This window comes from Bdellovibrio bacteriovorus, from assembly GCF_001592735.1.
Classification (GTDB): Bacteria; Bdellovibrionota; Bdellovibrionia; order Bdellovibrionales; family Bdellovibrionaceae; genus Bdellovibrio; species Bdellovibrio bacteriovorus_D.
The window spans coordinates 513,028-529,313 of sequence record NZ_LUKE01000001.1; the positions used below are offsets into that span (position 1 = coordinate 513,028).

The window sequence follows — 16,286 nt, forward strand, 5'->3', positions numbered from 1 at the left end:
GAAAGGAGGGCCTTCAAGGATGAGATGATAAGAACAAAGGTTTGTTCAAGCGCTGTGCTTAACAGCCAGCGAGCCCTAAAAAAATAAGTACCGACTCGGATGTCAGTACTCAGCCAAGCGAGAATAGGTTTCGCCGAAGCTAAAAAAAATAATCAAGGAAGGTCATGAATATGAAAACAAAAAAATAAAGTAATTTAACGGAGGATTTTTAAATGGGAATGCGTGTAACAACAAATATGGCAGCGATCAATGCACAACGTAACTTGATTGGTTCACAACGCCAAATCAACGATTCAATGGCTAAATTGGCTTCTGGAAGCAGAATCAATAAAGCTGCTGACGATGCTGCAGGTCTTGCGATCTCTGAAGGTTTGAAAGCTCAGATTCGTTCTGGTGTTCAAGCTCAACGTAATGCTAACGACGGTATCTCTATGGTTCAAACTGCTGAGGGTGGCTTGAACGAAATCGGTAACATCGTTGTTCGTCTTCGTGAGTTGGGTATCCAAGCGGCTTCTGACACTGTTGGTGAAAAAGAGCGTGGCATGTTGAACAAAGAGGTTGTTCAGTTGAAATCTGAGATTCAACGTATCGCTTCTGTAACTACTTGGGGTACTACTAAACTTCTTGATGGTTCATCACCGAAGTTTGATTTCCAAGTTGGTTTGTTCAACAACGCGGAAGAAGATCGTATCTCTTTCAACGCTGCTGAAAACGTAGCTACTTTGGACGCTCTTGGATTGTCAGGCATTGACTTCTCTTCTAAAGAGGGAGCTCAAGAAGCTTTGGCTTTACTAGATAACGCTCAGACATCGGTTTCTGGAACTCGCGCTAACCTGGGTGCACTCCAAAATCGTTTGACTTCAACTGTAGACAACTTAGGTGTTGCTACTGAGAATATGTCTGCAGCTAACAGCCGTATCCGTGACACAGACGTTGCTCAAGCATCTTCAGAGATGACTCGTAACAACATCTTGTTGCAAGCTGGTACTTCAACATTGGCTCAAGCTAACCAATCTAATCAACTTGCTCTTAAGTTGATCGGTTAATCCGGCCTTGCCGAGAATGCGGGTCGCGCAAGCGATCCGCTGGACTGAGTCCGGTTTAAAAGGACTAACAAGTACTTCAAAAAACCCGAGGGATCTCCCCTCGGGTTTTTCTTTTTTCGACCAAGCTTCGGTCACCCCTTGAGTTCACTTACGCAAATTACGCCAAATCTTTTTACAGGACCCGGCCGCCCGTTTTTTAGTGCTTAAAAAGTGTCGAACTTTTTTACCAATAATTTCAAATATTTAGCTAAAGTCCAGCAGCCCTGCAGCCGAAATATTAGGCAGAAGCTTGGAGGAACTATGAAATTATCAACGATGAACTACCTAATGACTGCGCTGGTCACCACCTCTCTTCTTTCAGCATGCGGTAAAGGTTTCGAATCGGTGTCCCCGTCCAGCCTTACCGGACAAAATGACAACGCATCTCAAGGAACGGGAACTCCTCCACCAAAGGGTCCGAGTGAATTTGATAAACTCGACATGAGTTCTTATGTATCAGGAGGCAATTACGACAACGAACAAGTTTTGGCATTAGACAAAGCTAACAACGCGTTATTGTTATTTCTTCCGATTCCGGGGGCCTTCACTTCTTTCAATTTAGATGTTCCAGAGATGAAAGGGGTCAAAATTACTACGGTTTTGGACTCTCAACAAAAGGCACGCGTGGCGGTGAGCATTCCATTAAGACTTGTCGTTAAAGACAAAGTCACGACTTTACCGACAGCAAGCACCCTTCCCGGAGGCCGTCCCCTGCCGATGATGCCGAGCGGAGAATACCCTTCACTAGGTCTGGCTATTAATGCCGGCGGAGATAACAAAGTTTATCTCTATGTTGGAGTTAATGCGGTGGGCGTCTTCGTTGAATCAGGGTTTTTCCCAGAATATCTAGGAATCACCGCTCCAATTAAAAACAAAGCGGGCACCCGTACTTTGGGTTACTTTACGATCGTTCCAAAACAAGGGCAAAACAAGGGTGGACTTTTCCTTTCTTTCTTGATGCCTAAAGACTTAGCTACCATCATCGATAATCACTTGAGTGGGATTATTAATTAGTAACCAAGACCTAACGCTTTCAGACGCATTTTGATTTGCCTGCCCCCTTAATTATCGCTAGTCTAAGGGGGCATTTCATTTTGAACCAGGACTTTTCAGGGAGCGAACCATGGCAAAGAAAAAAGCAAAAAAAGCTGCTAAACCAGCTAAAAAAGCAGCCACTAAAAAGGCTGCAAAACCAGTAAAAAAAGCTGCTAAAAAAGCCGCAAAAAAAGCGACTAAAAAGCCAGCTAAGAAGGCTGCTAAACCAGCTAAAAAAACGACTGCAAAAAAAGCTGCTAAGCCAGCTAAAAAAGCCGCGACAAAAAAAGCAGCTCCTAAAGCCGCTAAAAAACCCGCTGCAAAAAAATCTTCAGCAAAAGAAAAAGTAGTTAAAGCTGCTGTTGTTGGCGCGGGCGCTGCCGGCGCTGCTGCCGCGATCAAGCCATCTGCCGCTAAAGCAGAGCCAATGGACTTCGAAGAAGATGATGCTGAAATGGAAAGCATGATCGACATCGAAGAAGAAGATGAAGTTTCTGCTGACGACTGGAGTGATGACGAAGGTGAAGAAGAAGGCGAATCTTCTGCGACTGAATCTGAAGATGAAGAAGGCGAAGAAGAAGAAACTTCTTCAAGCTCATCTGATGATGATGACGACGATGAAGATGAAGACGACGACTTCGGTGATGACGAAGGCTACTTCTAGTTAGCACATCGCCATATTCCACTTGGAATTACAAAAAAGGCCATCTTGGCCTTTTTTGTTTTTTAGGGCTATGATCCAAGGATGTACAAAAAGCTCTACTCTCGATTTTTAGCCGCTCACCCACATGAACTTCATTTTGCCTGCCACAGCCATCACTATTGGCCCGATGTCAGCCGCGAAGCTCACCTGCAATACTGGGATGACTCTTGCCAGTTCGTCGATAAAAAATGGGACCATTTCTTTTCCGTTAAAATTCCCCGTGCGCAAAAACTCATCGCTGAAAACTTGCATCTGCAACACCCAGAACAAATCGTATTTGCGCCGAACACTCATGAATTCGTTTTCCGTCTTTTAAGTTCTTTAAACTGGAACCAAAAGGTTCGCATCTTAACGACGGACTCAGAGTTTTACAGTTTTGATCGTCAGATCAACCGCCTGGCAGAATCCCCACAGTTTGAAGTCGTTAAAGTCCCGACCCAACCCTTTGCCACCTTTGAAGATCGCTTTGAAAAAGAGCTTACGTCTTCAAGTTGGAACCTCGTGTTCTTAAGTCATGTCTTTTTTAACTCGGGGGTGGTGTGTGATGTTATTCGCCTGTCAAAGGCCGCCTCAGCACAGACACCGTTTGTGATCGACGGATATCATGGGTTTATGGCCGTGCCGACAGATCTGTCCTTGATCCAAGACAAAGCCTTTTATCTGGCGGGATCTTACAAATACGCTCAAGGGGGCGAAGGCGGCTGCTTTCTTTACGTGCCTCCGTCAACTCGTCACCGGCCCGCCTACACCGGATGGTTTGCTGAACTTTCGCATTTAAACAATGTGGGAAACAAGGTGGGTTATCCCGAAGACGCCCTTCAATACGCCGGCAGCACCATGGATTTTTCGGCCGTTTACCGACTGGTAGCGGTTTTAGAAAAATTTAAATCTGAAGGTTTGGGCGTTGAAAAAATCCACGAGCATGTCGCCAGCTTGCAGAAGGTTTTCATTGATGGCCTCGCCAGCCATCCTTCGATCGTGGAAGAAAAAAAACTTTTAAAAGGAAAGGGCCTTGTTCACGGACACTTTTTAACTTTTGAACTGCCTTCTGCAGAAATGACGGTGAAGGTCGGCAAAGAATTAGACGGCATGGGATTACAGACCGACAGTCGTGGCCCTCGCCTGCGTTTCGGATTTAGTCTTTACCATGATAAAGAAGACGTGCAAAAAGCCCTAGGGATTCTTGCACGTCTAAAAAGCTCACTTATTTAGTAATAGCGCCCGTGTGCTTAACCATTTTTTCCAAGATGCTGCTGACCAAAGGGCGCTCATCCGCACTGAATTGCCCCCAGAAGCTTGAAACTTTCGGCACCCATTGCGGGATCAATTCACGAATCAAGGTCTGACCTTTATCCGTAAGCTTGATCACGAACGAGCGACCGTCTTTTTCATGCATTTCCCTTTTAACCAGCTCGGCCTTTTCCATACTGTTGATAAGGCCCGAGATGGTTGCTTGCGTTACCCCCACACGATGTGAAAGCTCTGAAGGAATAATTCCGGCAGGTGTATCGTTAAGAATGTAAAGCAGCGTAAAACGACCGCTTGAAAGATTGTAAGGAGCTAAGAAACTATCAAACTGATTTTCTAGTTCCGTTGCCACTTTAAGGAATTGCAAGTTCGAATACAAAACCCATGGGTCGCTGTTTTCGTGCAGTCGAGAAATAGAGCTTTGCAACTCTTCATGGGACGGCAATTCCTGAATAAATAACTTTGCCATAAATACCTCCGTTTAACCTTTTGATAACTCTAAATCAGTCGCTTCTTGAGCCGGAACTTCAGAGGCAACTTTAATTTCTTTATGTCGGTCTTCTTTTTTATGAGACGTAAATCTTGCGCCTAAATTATTAGCCCACAGACGGAAACGATCCACGTATGTGAACACCGCTGGAACCACAATTAACGTCAGAATGGTTGAAGAAATCATACCACCGATGATCGCAACCCCCATCGCCGTACGAGATTTCGAAGCTTCATTCAAACCAATCGCCACCGGTAAGGTACCAGCAATCAAGGCAAAGGAAGTCATCAAGATCGGACGAAGACGTGTTTTACCGGCTTCGACCAGGGCTTCCCTGCGAGACTTACCCGTCGCCATCATTTGATTCGTGTAATCCACAAGCAAGATACCATTTTTACCCGCAACCCCGATCAACATAAAGAAACCGAAGATCGCAAAGATCGTCATTGTTTCGCTCATCAAGAACAAACCAAGGAATGCTCCGCACAGTGCTAGGGGCAAGGCCACCATGATTGTGATGGGCGTAATAAACGATTCATACAGACTTGAAAGGATCAAGTAAATGAACAGAATCGCAAAACCGATTGCCAGAACCGTTGAAGTCATCAACTCTTGCATGTTTTCCGCATCACCCGCCAACGTCAGACGAACGCTGCTTGGTAAAGCGTCAGGCCCGGTTGATGCCGCTTTCAAAGTGTCGTTAACGACATCACTTAAACCTGCACCTGGAGCAAGACCCGCCGTGATCTGGATATAACGACCACGGTCTTGACGTTCAATCGACGCCGGACCGGAAGTCAATTTTCCATCAGCCACGTCAGACAAGCGGACTAACTTGCGATTGACGTTAGGTACGAAAACCGCATTATAGCTTTCAGCTAAGTCACGTTGTTCAGGTAACAAACGAACGCGGACTTCATATTCACGCCCCCGTTCACGGAATTTTGCCGGTGTCATACCTTCAACTTGAGCACGCAGTTCCGCCCCCATTGTTTTTGTATTGATACCGTAAAGTTTTGCTGCACCGGATTTCAAGTGGACTTGCATTTCTGGTTTACCCGGACGGAAATTCGTATCCACGTCTTTAAGGCGAGGATCGGCTTTTAAGCGCGCTAACACTTTGGTCGCTGCCGCTTCAAGCTCTTTAGGGTCCGCAGAAATAATATTCAATACGAAGGGTTGAGAGCCCATCCCGCCCGAAGCGTCGTACTTTTTAACAACCGGATTGGCATCCGTAAAATCTTTTAACTGCCCACGGATTTTATCGCGGAATTGTTCCGTCGTCAGAGGTCCTTTTTCTTTGCCATGTTTCATACGAACATAGAAAGAAGATTTATTAGATTCCCCGTACAGACTTCCCACGATCATCGCCGTGTAATCCACTTCGGGATTGCCGCGAATAATCGCATCAACTTCATCGGCGCGTTTATTCATACCCTCTAAACTTGTTCCCGGAGTCATTTCTAAAGTCACCGTGAACTCTCCACTGTCGTCATCCGTGATGAACGCTCCTGGAACTTTGGTTACAGTATAAATACTGAGGAAGAACACCATCAAAGTAGCGCCAATAGTTAACAATGGATAATTCAAGGTCACGCGCAAAAGTTTTTCATAGATCGTCTCCAACCAAGATTGGAAGCGGTCAAACCCGCGCACCATGCGACCCAAAGTTTTCCCATAAAGAGTGTTATGATTTTGATGTTGCGGAGACGTATGTCCACTGCCACCAAAGTACGCAGTCAACATCGGGATGATCGTCATCGCGACAAACCAGCTGATGGCCATCGAGAACACGACCGTCATACCAAACTGTTTTAAGAACTGACCAATGGTCCCTGACATCGTTCCCACCGGAACGAAAACCGCGATAACCACCAGAGTGATCGCTGCCACGGCCATCTGGATTTCCGTGGTTCCGCGTTCGGCCGCCGTTAATGAGTCTTCACCCAATTCCATACGGCGGTAAATATTTTCGATAACGACGATGGCGTCGTCGATCAAAAGACCGACAGCTAACGTCAACGCCAGCATCGAAACGATGTTAATCGAAAAACCCGCAAGCTTCATGATCATGAACGCACCGATCAATGAGATCGGCAAAGAAAGCGCGGTGATAAACGTCGAACGGACACTTCCTAAGAAGAAGAACACCGTGATGATCGTTAAGATAATACCGATGATAATGGTTTCGTTAACGTCATAGATATTGTTTTTAATTTTAATCGAACCATCAGAAACGACTTGCATAGAAGGCGCACCTTCCATCTTAGCAAGTTCCGGACGCAATTTTTCGATTTGTTTTACAACGTCATCGGCAACCCGAACCGTGTTGGAACCGGATTGACGGTAAACTTGTAAGAAGAGAGATTTTTTTCCATTCATAAAGGCACGCGATTTTTCATCCGCCATGGTATCAACCACGCGACCTAAATCCGCCACCCGTGTCGGAACTTCATTCCCGTAAAGATTTACAAGCGTGTCCGAAACTTCTTGAACCGATTGGAATTCACCCAGTCCACGGAAAACAAGTTCTTTACCACCTTGATCGACTTTACCGCTGGGAATGTTTTCACCCGAAGCGCCGACTTGCGCCGCAACTTGGCTGACCGAAAGCTCACGCGCACGGAGTTTATTGCGATCTAAAAGAACGTGGATTTCTCTTTCGCGGCCCCCGAAGATTTCGATGGCACCGACGTTATTGACCTGTTCTAAGCGCGGTTTAATAAACTGATCGGCCACGTCAAAAAGCTGGGCGTCCGTAAGATTGTCACCCGTTAATGACACCATCAAAATCGGTGTGTCCGCGGGGTCAAATTTACGGATGACGGGATCTTCCACTTCGTCGGGAAGTTTTGGTTTGGCGATATTTACTTTATCGCGCACTTGCTGTTCAGCGTATTTCACGTCCACCGAGCTATTAAACTCGACGATAACCTGAGAGACACCTTCCAAACTTTTTGAAGTCAAACGCTTGATACCAGAAATCGTACTGACTTCCTCTTCAATCGGACGACTGACCAGTGTTTCAATTTCCGCTGGACCCGCACCTTGATAAACAGTTTGTACTGTGACCACGGGAATACTGACGTCCGGATAAAGATCCACGCTCATGGATTTAAACGAAGCCCAACCTACGACCACGATGGCAATCGTGACACAAGTAATAAGGATGGGGCGGCTGATGGATAGCTTTGGTAAACTCATGACTAGATCCCTCCTTCAGGAGAGTTTTGATAAAGTTTGATGCGAGCTTGAAGACCTAAAATAAGAGCTGCGGATTTCACGCGATTCACTTCGGACTGAGAATAGTCTTGTTCAAAAAGAAGAACTTGATAAGTCGTGGTTCTTCCCTGACGAAGACGAGTTCTTTCATTATCCAGTTTCGCTTTTTGTGCATTAACTATATTCGTAGCTAAGCGGAAACCTTCTTTGGCTTCACCTAATTGTTGAACGAGGTTGTTCCAATCTTGTTCTTGAACGAATTGTTTGTATTGCAATGAGTACTCGGCCGCACGTTCCGCTTTTAAAGCCCCGGCACGAGCGTCAGAAGCTGCCCCCACATTTAACGGAATGCTGACGCGCACACCAACAAACGCCGTGTCTTTTTCAGTTTTACCCGCATTTTTCATGGCTTCGTTTAATTCTTCATCGCGACCGTTTAATGCCCAACTGCCGTAAAGATCGACTTGCGGCTTATTTTTTTCGGCACTTAAAGCCGAAGACGCTTTGGCCGTGCGGGCTTGCGCCGCGGCAGCTTGCACATCATAACGATTTCCCGGTTTTTGCGCCGGGATCGCGACCGATTGCAATCCGTCATAGTTCATGACGTCTAAGCGCTCGACCGCCTCTTCAGATCCGCGATTCATAAAAGTATTGAAATTGCGGCGGGCCGCTTTTTCTGTGTTAACGGCTTGTTGCAATTGGAAGGTCGTTTGTTCCACCAAGGCCTTCGCTTGTAAAACATCGGCGTTTTCACCTAAGTTCATGCGGGCTTTACGGCTGACATAATCAAGGATGCTTTGTGCGGCTTGAGACGCTCTTTTCTGAACCTCCACGACTTCTTGAGCCGACGATAAATTCCAGTAGGCCGCTTCGGCTTCAACCAAATAGGATTGGCTTTGTCCTAATGAACCTAATTTTTGGGCCTCGTTTTGTTGGCGCACCAATTCTTCATTCGCGCGAGCGGTGCGGCCGAAGCCATCCTTCCATAATGGCATTGTTAATTCTAATTGAGGTGTCGCATCCCAAAAGCTTACAGAGCTTGGATATCCCGGAGCACTCAGTCCCTCCACCTCGGTATTGTCGATGGCGTACATTAATTTTGTCTGAAGACCGAAGCTAAACTCTTGGGAAACTCCTAAAGAGTAGTTTTGCATTTTGAGACGATCATAAGTCACTGCGGCCCCAAAAGATTCTTTGCCGTCATGTCCTACGCGGGCATTAGCAAGAAGCTTCGGGGTGAAATACAGATCTGCTTCACGAACGCTGAGAGCCGACGCTTCGGCCTGCTGATCAGAAGCTTTTAATCCTAAACTCTGTTGTTTGACTTGATTTAAGTAGTCGTTAAGACTCATTGCCGAGGAGGGATTTGCTGAAAGGATCGCAGCTGTAATTAGTAACAAACTGCCTACTTTCATCAATTCAGGTTTTTTCATAAGTACGATCTCCGTTATGTAATCGTTTACATACATAAAGTAGCCCAAAGCTTATAAGTATGCAATCAATTACTTAGTTGAGATTTTAAAACGCTTATGATACATTATTTAAAGATAAGGCATTTCAGCAACTTAGGTGCTTTCTCAGGAGGTTTTCAATGTCAGAAACATCTCAAACTAAGAAAATAGGTGCTCAAGTTGAGGACCAACAAGGGGACCAATGTCTAGGACTCGGCGGTATCGTCGATGCCCTTACTGGCAAATGCAAAAAGCGGGATCGCACGGCTTCTGAAGAGCGTTTGGTACTAGCAGGCTTAGAAATCTTCTCTAAATATGGCTTTGATGGCGCAACTACTAAGATGATCGCTAAAAAAGCAGACGTTAATGAATCTTTGATTGGCCGCTACTTTGACGGCAAAGAAGGTTTGTTGATGCATATCACGCAAAAGTTTATCGCTGAATTGATTAATCGCGATCTTGCCTATGAGCCTAAAGACAATTTAGCTGATGAACTTGAAGCCTATGTTCGCGACCGCATTCGCAATGGTTGTCAGCACGAGGACTTTGCGAAAATCATTATTGGCCATTCCCTCACCGATCGAAAATTTAAAAAGAAGGCGATGGAAACAATACCTATGCAGCTTGATCCCCGCCTTATTCAACGTGTGCAAATGCTTGCAGATAAAGGCAAGCTCAAGCCCGGAACGAACGTCGAAGAGCTTTGTCATGACCTAGATACATATATGGATGGCGTTTTCTTTTTTGAAAGAGTCTTACATGAAACTCCACTAGAAAAGTTGATGGAGCAGACCGTGCGATTTGTCAGGACTTATTCGAAGCTTTTCACCGTGGCTTAATTTTTTCCTAAAAATTTGAAAGCAAAAAAGCCCTCTATTAAGAGGGCTTTTTTTTTAGTTCGCTGTGGGATTTGGCAGGTCGGTGAAATCACCACCCACTGGAGGTGGCGGAACATCTTCAGTTCCGTCACCGGTTTTCTTCTCTTCAACCTTAGCACTTTGACCTTTGTTTTTATCACGCTCTTGTTGTTGACGACGCTCTTCGGCCTCTCGTTTGGCACGTTCTACGCGCTCACGGCCTTCGGCGGTCTTACGTTTGATCTCTTCATCACGACGGCTTTGATCGCTGCCGCTGTCTTTCGCCTGGTCTTGTTTTACAACAGGCTTGTCTTCAGACTTTTTAGTGTTCTTAGATCCGACATCCTTTTTAGGAGTGACTGCTGGAATCTCTTCGCGTTTTTTGTTTTGATTTTGCGCTTGTTTTGCACGTTCACGAGCTTGGCGCGCGTTTTCTTCGCGAATCATGTCATTGAAGTTACGCTCTTCTTCTTGACGACGCTTTTCTTCAGCACGACGAGCCCGTTCATTTTCAATTCGCTGATTGGCGGCGCGGTCTTTCTGACGTTGGATTTCTTGTTGACGATTCTGCTGTTCTTGACGACGAGCTTCAGCCGCGCGAGCTTGATCTGCCGCACGTTGAGCTTCGCGGCGTTGAGCGATTTCAATTTGACGTTGTCTTTCCGCTTGAGCACGCGCCTGAGCTTCACGACGGTCCGCTGCTTCCTGAGCTTTGCGACGCGCATTTTCTTTTTCCAATCGCGCATAAGCATCTTTATCAAAACCTTCGTTATTTAACTGACCACGTTCAAAAGCCTGGCGGCAGTCATCCACGATAGTGTCTGAATTAGTACGCGATAAACGATAGATACATTTAGGAATGGCTAAACTTAAAGTGTCGGTAGTTTCATCACAAATATGGATAGCGGCCATACGCTCAAAACCCGCACTGCCTAAGATGGTCACGCAAGATGTGTGAATCGATTGGCCTGGGTAACGGTCTAAACAGATGCCGATAGCTCGGTCTGATGAATAACCGCGATCTAAGTCATTATATAGATCGGTCGCACATTGAACGAAGGCCGCATCATTTTGCATACGACAAGTGATCTTTGCATCATTCATTGTACGCGCGCCGGCGTTGGCATAGATCTCATCTACGCAAGAGCTGAATGGCATAGGATTGCTTTTGGCATATCCCATTGTCGATACGAACAGAACACCACACATTAGTAATAGCTTTTTCATAGATCCCTCAATCTTTCCCCTGTAATTATTGCAACCCCGGGGCCAGCTCAACGCCTAATTATGAGATTTTGAGGGGTAAGACAGTGTTAAACTTTGAGACACTTGCCGCTTAGCGCAGCTTCTCCATGGCAGCTTTAAGCCATTCTTTATAAGCCGGCATATACATCGCGTAAGCTTCGCCCATGCACATGGTATCGTCCGTATCGCCACGCACGGCCGAGTTTACGCCCGCGATTTGCAATTCGCCGCCGACCTCAAAAAACACCGGACCGCCAGAGTCGCCGTAACACATGCCTTGTTCTTTTTGTGAAATCCACATGCGATCACGGCCACTTAAATAGGAGTTGGTCACGACATCGTGGGAATAGCTTTTATTAACGGTACGTAAGAAACCCGAGCCACCGCCACTGCCTTTTTTCCCCGTACTGCCATAACCAATCAAAGTGACCGAATCAGAGCTTAAGACAGAGTTTTCTTGATAGATCTTATTGATAGGATAATCCGCTGGAATATTTTTTTGAATTTTCACTACAGCTAAATCGTCAGTGGCGGCCTTACCCGTATAGCCTTCATGCACGACCGTCGTTACAACCGGAACACCATCTCGGGTGACATTGATTCCCGATTCACAGCTGATGTCGTTATTAAATACGGCGACCGCTTTGTCGACATTTTCCACACAATGAGCAGCGGTCAAAATTAAATCCGAGGCAATGGGGGCGCCCGTACAGATACTGCTGCCTTCACTTTTCGTGATAACCAAGATAACTACTTTTTTTGCTAAGGGCTCGGCATTAGACACGCGGGCACCACCGACAATACCGTCTGCACTGCTTGCAGGTAAACAACCTTTGGGACTGGCGGTGCTGGCCCCATCGGGTTGAGTGCACCCGGAAACGGTTGCCAGGGAAAACGCCAAACCAAGAAAATATAAGGAAACGTTTCTCATCACACACTCGAAAAAAAAGCCATCCTCGAGGGGAAGATGGCTTAGGGAGAGACCTTGGGAGTGGAAAAAAGAAGGGAAACCACTCCCAAGGTTATAAGTAATATTTAAAGACTACTTTGCGGGCTTCGTGTGAACCGCGAATTTTTCAAACTCGCCGTACTCATGAAGTTTGTTGTAAAGAGTCTTGATGGTGATACCCAAGTTGTTAGCGGCTTGAGTTTTATTACCACCAAAGTGCGCCAAAGCTTTCAGGATGTAGCGTTTCTCAAGATCGTGCAAAGTCATTTGCGGATCGTATTCGATAACGTCTTTTTCCGCTTCGCCATTACGGATATTTTCTGGAATATCGTTCAGCATGATCATGTGACCTTCAGACAAGATCTGAAGACGTTCACATACGTTTTGCAGCTCACGAATATTTCCTGGCCAGTCATACTTAGTAAGAACCTTCATGGCTTCTTCGTTCACGGAACGACCACGGTTCAAATAAGCATGTTGAGAGTTGTTCAAGAAATGGTTGATCAACGCCGGGATGTCATCTTTACGACGACGTAAAGGAGGTGCGGAAACCACGATCGTATTAATACGATAGAACAAGTCTTCACGGAAATTACCTTTGATAACTTCTTGATCCAACTCACGATTGGTCGCACAGATCAAACGGATGTCTACTTTTACGGGGTCTTTACCACCCACGCGGTAAACTTCACCTTCTTGGATGAAACGAAGAAGTTTAGATTGGATCGCCGGATCCAATTCACCGATTTCATCAAGGAACAATGTTCCGCCGGTAGCCACTTCTGCTAAACCGATCTTACGAGCATAAGCACCCGTGAAAGAGCCTTTTTCATGACCGAAAAGTTCCGACTCTAAAAGCGTCTCACGAAGAGCACCGCAGTTGATCGCAACAAAAGGTTTGTTTTTACGACCTGAGCGTTCGTGGATAGAACGAGCAATAAGCTCTTTTCCGGTTCCAGATTCACCCAATACTAAGATGTTCGCCTGGGACGGAGCCACGCGGTCGATCATCTTCATTAAATTACCCATGACTTCGGATTGATAGACGATGGTCTTGTTTTCAATCACTTTTGAAGTTTGGTTTGTGTTCCACATGACTTGGTTTGCATTCTGAGAAGAGGGCAAAACAGTCGTCGAGTTGTTATCGTTCATGAGTATCCACCTTTCGGTAACGTCCTGATTAAGAAAATTTGGGTGGGTGTCTCAAACTGATTGGCTCAACTTGATACACCGCGGCAACGCATTGAGTTATAACCTTGGTCTGGTAAGTTTTGCAAGAAAATATTACGCGCCGTTGCATTATTTTTAAATTCGAGGGCTTTTTTGGGCAGCTCGATACCGAAAGGAGGAGGCTTTGGCAGGTCATTTTGAGCTCCGAAAAAACATAGATAAATATTTGAAATATATGACTTTTGTTAAATCAGCCTCCCCCCTAACGATCAAGCATTACAGCCTAGATCTTAAGCAGGCTTTTGATTACGAAAATAATTCGCGAATTTTTACCGAAGCCGAATTACTGACCACGGCAAGGGCTGCCTTTAATGGTTGGGCTGGGCTGTCCCTCGCCTCTCGCAACCGCAAGGCAGCCACATTAAAGAGCTTTTTTTCCTGGGCTTTTGAAGAGAATCTGACTGAAAGGGATTTGTCCTTTCAGATCACCGCGCCGAAAGTTCCCAAAAAGCTGCCACACTTTTTAAGTGTGGATGAGGTGCTTTCCGTTCTTAAAACTTTTGAAGGCGAAGACGCCGCCCCTTTAAAAGAGAAGGTCCTGTTTCTTTTATTGTATGGCGGAGGGTTACGCATCAGCGAAGCCTGCGCCTTAAAGTGGGCGGACATTCACTGGGCTCAAAAAGTTTTCCGTATTAAAGGTAAAGGATCTAAGGAGCGAGTGGTCGCTTTACCAAAACTAACATTAGAAGTTTTAGAAAGATGGCGTAAAGAATCGGGCGATGAAGAATATGTCTTTGGCGCAGAGCCTTTAAACACACGCACCGCTTACGAGATGGTTCGCCACAGTGGCAAGCGTGCAGGACTTTTAAAACCTTTGCATCCCCATGCTCTTCGTCACAGCTTTGCTACTCACTTGTTAAGCAGTGGTGCCAACTTGCGTGTCCTGCAGGAACTTTTGGGCCATGAAAGTCTTTCGGCCACAGAAAAATACACGCATCTGGGAATTGATCATCTGGCCCGCACCATGGAGTCATTGCATCCCTTGGGAAATAAAACCAAAGTGTCCTAAAGTCTTTTTACAGGGTGGCGTTTGCTAAATAGTGTTTCACCATCTGTTCAACGTTATACATTTCATCATCGACAGTTTGGCGGTAAGAAATCAGGTTTGCGGAATCGGCAAGATTGGTTTTTAGAAACGGCGCCATCCATGGCTCCGCATTTACAACACCTTGTTGAAGCAGGAATTTTAGATAGAAGTGCATCTTCAACACTAAAATATCCGGCGTGGACTCGAGGACTTTAAGCGTATTCCCCAGAAGATTAAACAGGAATTCTGAGTCCCGATCTCCTTCTTGGCTGACTTTACTTACACATTCTAAAATATGCAAAGCCGTCTCTAGACGATCATAGTCCGTGCGAAGTCCGGGAAAGTCATTAACTATCGTCGCTTCTTGCAGCACGTTGAGTTGTCCGTGTTCGTTTGCTTGTTTGTACGTAAATGTCACAAAGTGAGTGGGCTCCAGAACGCCCCCACCAAAACGCTTTTTACTTTTCAAAGCACCGCGGGCAATAAAAGCCAATTTTTCCCCACGGGGAGATAAACCATGAATGATTAAATCCGCTTCCGCGTATTTGATTTTTTTTAAAATGATGAAGCGGTCTTTACCTTGAGTCATGGCTTTGTGGCCACTTTACACCCAATAAAGTTAAACAATCAACTTAGACATTCCAGCTTTGTTGTTCTTTGATTTCTTTTAGCGAGGCTTGCAAGGCTGTTTGAAAACCCGGATTTTCAAGCATCGCCACACCGACGATTAACAACCCGCGCAGATCTTCGGTTTTGGGTTTTGGCTCCCACCAGGGACCGAACATCTTAACCACATCCCAAGAACACATGTTCGTGGTGGCTATTTGTTGCCATCCGTCCTCGGGGGATATTTGTAGTTTTTCAAAAATCTTTATCGCCAAAGCGTCCGCACTGACATCAGGAAAAACACAAACCGCGCGATCCCAGGTCCGAGATGCTTGCGCGGAAAAATAGGGTCGCCCTTCAACCGAAAGAGATCGCTCAAAAGCCTGTACCAAACTCTGATTTTCTTTGCGCTGGGACTTCATTTTTGAAAGCTGATCTAAAATTCTTTTGCGGTCCCACTCCATGGTATGGGCCATTAATGACGGCGTCCGATAGCGATCACCACAAGCGGCCACACAAACTTGCGGACCAAAAGAACAAAAGCGCACAGTGTAAGGGCGAAGCTCTGCATTGCCAAAAAAATGTGTCCCGTGAGACAGGCGAAAGGAAAAAATTCGTTTTTCGTTGAGCAATTTATCAAGTTCGTCAGCAAACGGATAAAGCTCTCCGGTGACCGGGTGGTCATCGCTGAAAAGAACAAAGCAGGTGTCCTTTTTTAATGACTCCACCCACGCTTTAGGGTCGGTCATTTCACTTTGAGAAAGTTTTTGAACCTCGTAGGTTTCTTTATAGTAGTAAGGCAGCAAGGATTCCACAATCGGTGACTGTCCCGTGATAAAGGCCACCGATTTTTTATGGGACATAAACTGCGCGGTGCCTTGAGAAATCTCAAAGACACCTTGCGAAAGCCCATGATAAACGCGCGCGCGGGATTTCTCTGGCAGATTCAAGAAAGACTTTACTTCATCGTTCAACTCTTCCCAGTTTTCAGGGCGCACTACATCAATAAACATATCCTCAAAATTTATCAGGTTTCCTTATAAATGAGACTACACCAAGGTCTAATTCGGGCGGAGAAATTTAGGCCCCACTTTTTCTCAAATGCCTCTCAATTGAGCTCAAGTTCATCAAGAAATCT

Annotated in this window: 14 protein-coding genes; 6 read left to right on the forward strand and 8 right to left on the reverse strand. The window is 45.7% G+C overall.

Annotated elements, in window-relative coordinates:
- Positions 1-212 precede the first annotated feature (212 nt).
- The 4 genes from AZI86_RS02475 (at position 213) to AZI86_RS02490 (ending at position 4,035) form a co-directional block, all read left to right on the forward strand.
- Positions 213-1,046: a flagellin gene (locus AZI86_RS02475; RefSeq protein WP_061833516.1), complete on the forward strand. Its 834-nt coding sequence runs from the start codon at positions 213-215 to the stop codon at positions 1,044-1,046.
- A gap of 300 nt (positions 1,047-1,346) precedes the next feature.
- Complete coding sequence (locus AZI86_RS02480; protein ID WP_253715586.1) at positions 1,347-2,099, forward strand: hypothetical protein; 753 nt, start codon at positions 1,347-1,349, stop codon at positions 2,097-2,099.
- 109 nt (positions 2,100-2,208) lie between these two features.
- Positions 2,209-2,784, forward strand: a complete 576-nt coding sequence (locus tag AZI86_RS02485) for a hypothetical protein (protein WP_061833517.1) — start codon at positions 2,209-2,211, stop codon at positions 2,782-2,784.
- Positions 2,785-2,865: 81 nt separating this feature from the next.
- The gene (locus AZI86_RS02490; protein WP_061833518.1) at positions 2,866-4,035 is read left to right on the forward strand and encodes an aminotransferase class V-fold PLP-dependent enzyme; all 1,170 of its coding nucleotides are present in this window, start codon (positions 2,866-2,868) and stop codon (positions 4,033-4,035) included.
- On the opposite strand, the gene AZI86_RS02495 is transcribed toward AZI86_RS02490, so the two are convergent.
- From AZI86_RS02495 to AZI86_RS02505, 3 genes are read right to left on the reverse strand one after another with little or no spacing between them, the layout of a single operon-like run.
- The gene (locus tag AZI86_RS02495; protein ID WP_061833519.1) at positions 4,028-4,540 is read right to left on the reverse strand and encodes a MarR family winged helix-turn-helix transcriptional regulator; all 513 of its coding nucleotides are present in this window, start codon (positions 4,538-4,540) and stop codon (positions 4,028-4,030) included. The genes AZI86_RS02490 and AZI86_RS02495 overlap by 8 nt on opposite strands.
- A 12-nt stretch (positions 4,541-4,552) precedes the next feature.
- A complete protein-coding gene (locus tag AZI86_RS02500) occupies positions 4,553-7,765 on the reverse strand; it encodes an efflux RND transporter permease subunit (protein WP_081111759.1) in 3,213 nt (1,070 codons plus the stop codon).
- A gap of 2 nt (positions 7,766-7,767) precedes the next feature.
- The gene (locus AZI86_RS02505) at positions 7,768-9,216 is read right to left on the reverse strand and encodes a TolC family protein (protein ID WP_253715596.1); all 1,449 of its coding nucleotides are present in this window, start codon (positions 9,214-9,216) and stop codon (positions 7,768-7,770) included.
- Positions 9,217-9,374: 158 nt separating this feature from the next.
- On the opposite strand from AZI86_RS02505, the gene AZI86_RS02510 reads away from it, so the two are divergent.
- Positions 9,375-10,073, forward strand: a complete 699-nt coding sequence (locus tag AZI86_RS02510) for a TetR/AcrR family transcriptional regulator (RefSeq protein ID WP_081111760.1) — start codon at positions 9,375-9,377, stop codon at positions 10,071-10,073.
- 54 nt (positions 10,074-10,127) lie between these two features.
- Here AZI86_RS02510 and AZI86_RS02515 read toward each other — a convergent pair whose 3' ends face one another.
- The 3 genes from AZI86_RS02515 to AZI86_RS02525 all read right to left on the reverse strand — a co-directional run bounded on the left by AZI86_RS02515 (position 10,128) and on the right by AZI86_RS02525 (position 13,437).
- Positions 10,128-11,318 (reverse strand): hypothetical protein, encoded by a 1,191-nt coding sequence (locus tag AZI86_RS02515; protein WP_157684607.1) that lies wholly within the window; start codon positions 11,316-11,318, stop codon positions 10,128-10,130.
- A gap of 109 nt (positions 11,319-11,427) precedes the next feature.
- Positions 11,428-12,267 carry a S1 family peptidase gene (locus AZI86_RS02520; RefSeq protein ID WP_061833521.1) on the reverse strand — a complete coding sequence of 280 codons (840 nt, stop codon included), beginning with the start codon at positions 12,265-12,267 and terminating at the stop codon, positions 11,428-11,430.
- A gap of 111 nt (positions 12,268-12,378) precedes the next feature.
- Positions 12,379-13,437, reverse strand: a complete 1,059-nt coding sequence (locus tag AZI86_RS02525; RefSeq protein WP_061833522.1) for a sigma-54 interaction domain-containing protein — start codon at positions 13,435-13,437, stop codon at positions 12,379-12,381.
- A gap of 202 nt (positions 13,438-13,639) precedes the next feature.
- Here AZI86_RS02525 and AZI86_RS02530 point away from each other — a divergent pair, with 202 nt between their 5' ends.
- Complete coding sequence (locus AZI86_RS02530) at positions 13,640-14,524, forward strand: tyrosine-type recombinase/integrase (RefSeq protein ID WP_061833523.1); 885 nt, start codon at positions 13,640-13,642, stop codon at positions 14,522-14,524.
- Positions 14,525-14,531: 7 nt separating this feature from the next.
- Here AZI86_RS02530 and recO read toward each other — a convergent pair whose 3' ends face one another.
- Both recO and AZI86_RS02540 read right to left on the reverse strand, forming a co-directional pair.
- Positions 14,532-15,131 carry a DNA repair protein RecO gene (recO, locus tag AZI86_RS02535; protein WP_061833524.1) on the reverse strand — a complete coding sequence of 200 codons (600 nt, stop codon included), beginning with the start codon at positions 15,129-15,131 and terminating at the stop codon, positions 14,532-14,534.
- Positions 15,132-15,174: 43 nt separating this feature from the next.
- Positions 15,175-16,161 (reverse strand): hypothetical protein, encoded by a 987-nt coding sequence (locus tag AZI86_RS02540; protein WP_061833525.1) that lies wholly within the window; start codon positions 16,159-16,161, stop codon positions 15,175-15,177.
- Between the last annotated feature and the right edge of the window lie 125 nt (positions 16,162-16,286).

Excerpts from the sequence above, each read along its gene's own strand:
- AZI86_RS02515 (WP_157684607.1), bottom strand. The coding sequence starts at position 11,318 with ATGAAAAAGCTATTACTAATGTGTGGTGTTCTGTTCGTATCGACAATG.
- AZI86_RS02495 (WP_061833519.1), bottom strand. The coding sequence starts at position 4,540 with ATGGCAAAGTTATTTATTCAGGAATTGCCGTCCCATGAAGAGTTGCAA.
- AZI86_RS02540 (WP_061833525.1), bottom strand. The coding sequence starts at position 16,161 with ATGTTTATTGATGTAGTGCGCCCTGAAAACTGGGAAGAGTTGAACGAT.
- AZI86_RS02480 (WP_253715586.1), top strand. The coding sequence starts at position 1,347 with ATGAAATTATCAACGATGAACTACCTAATGACTGCGCTGGTCACCACC.
- AZI86_RS02485 (WP_061833517.1), top strand. The coding sequence starts at position 2,209 with ATGGCAAAGAAAAAAGCAAAAAAAGCTGCTAAACCAGCTAAAAAAGCA.
- AZI86_RS02525 (WP_061833522.1), bottom strand. The coding sequence starts at position 13,437 with ATGAACGATAACAACTCGACGACTGTTTTGCCCTCTTCTCAGAATGCA.
- AZI86_RS02490 (WP_061833518.1), top strand. The coding sequence starts at position 2,866 with ATGTACAAAAAGCTCTACTCTCGATTTTTAGCCGCTCACCCACATGAA.
- AZI86_RS02510 (WP_081111760.1), top strand. The coding sequence starts at position 9,375 with ATGTCAGAAACATCTCAAACTAAGAAAATAGGTGCTCAAGTTGAGGAC.
- AZI86_RS02505 (WP_253715596.1), bottom strand. The coding sequence starts at position 9,216 with ATGAAAAAACCTGAATTGATGAAAGTAGGCAGTTTGTTACTAATTACA.
- AZI86_RS02475 (WP_061833516.1), top strand. The coding sequence starts at position 213 with ATGGGAATGCGTGTAACAACAAATATGGCAGCGATCAATGCACAACGT.
- AZI86_RS02500 (WP_081111759.1), bottom strand. The coding sequence starts at position 7,765 with ATGAGTTTACCAAAGCTATCCATCAGCCGCCCCATCCTTATTACTTGT.
- AZI86_RS02520 (WP_061833521.1), bottom strand. The coding sequence starts at position 12,267 with ATGAGAAACGTTTCCTTATATTTTCTTGGTTTGGCGTTTTCCCTGGCA.
- recO (WP_061833524.1), bottom strand. The coding sequence starts at position 15,131 with ATGACTCAAGGTAAAGACCGCTTCATCATTTTAAAAAAAATCAAATAC.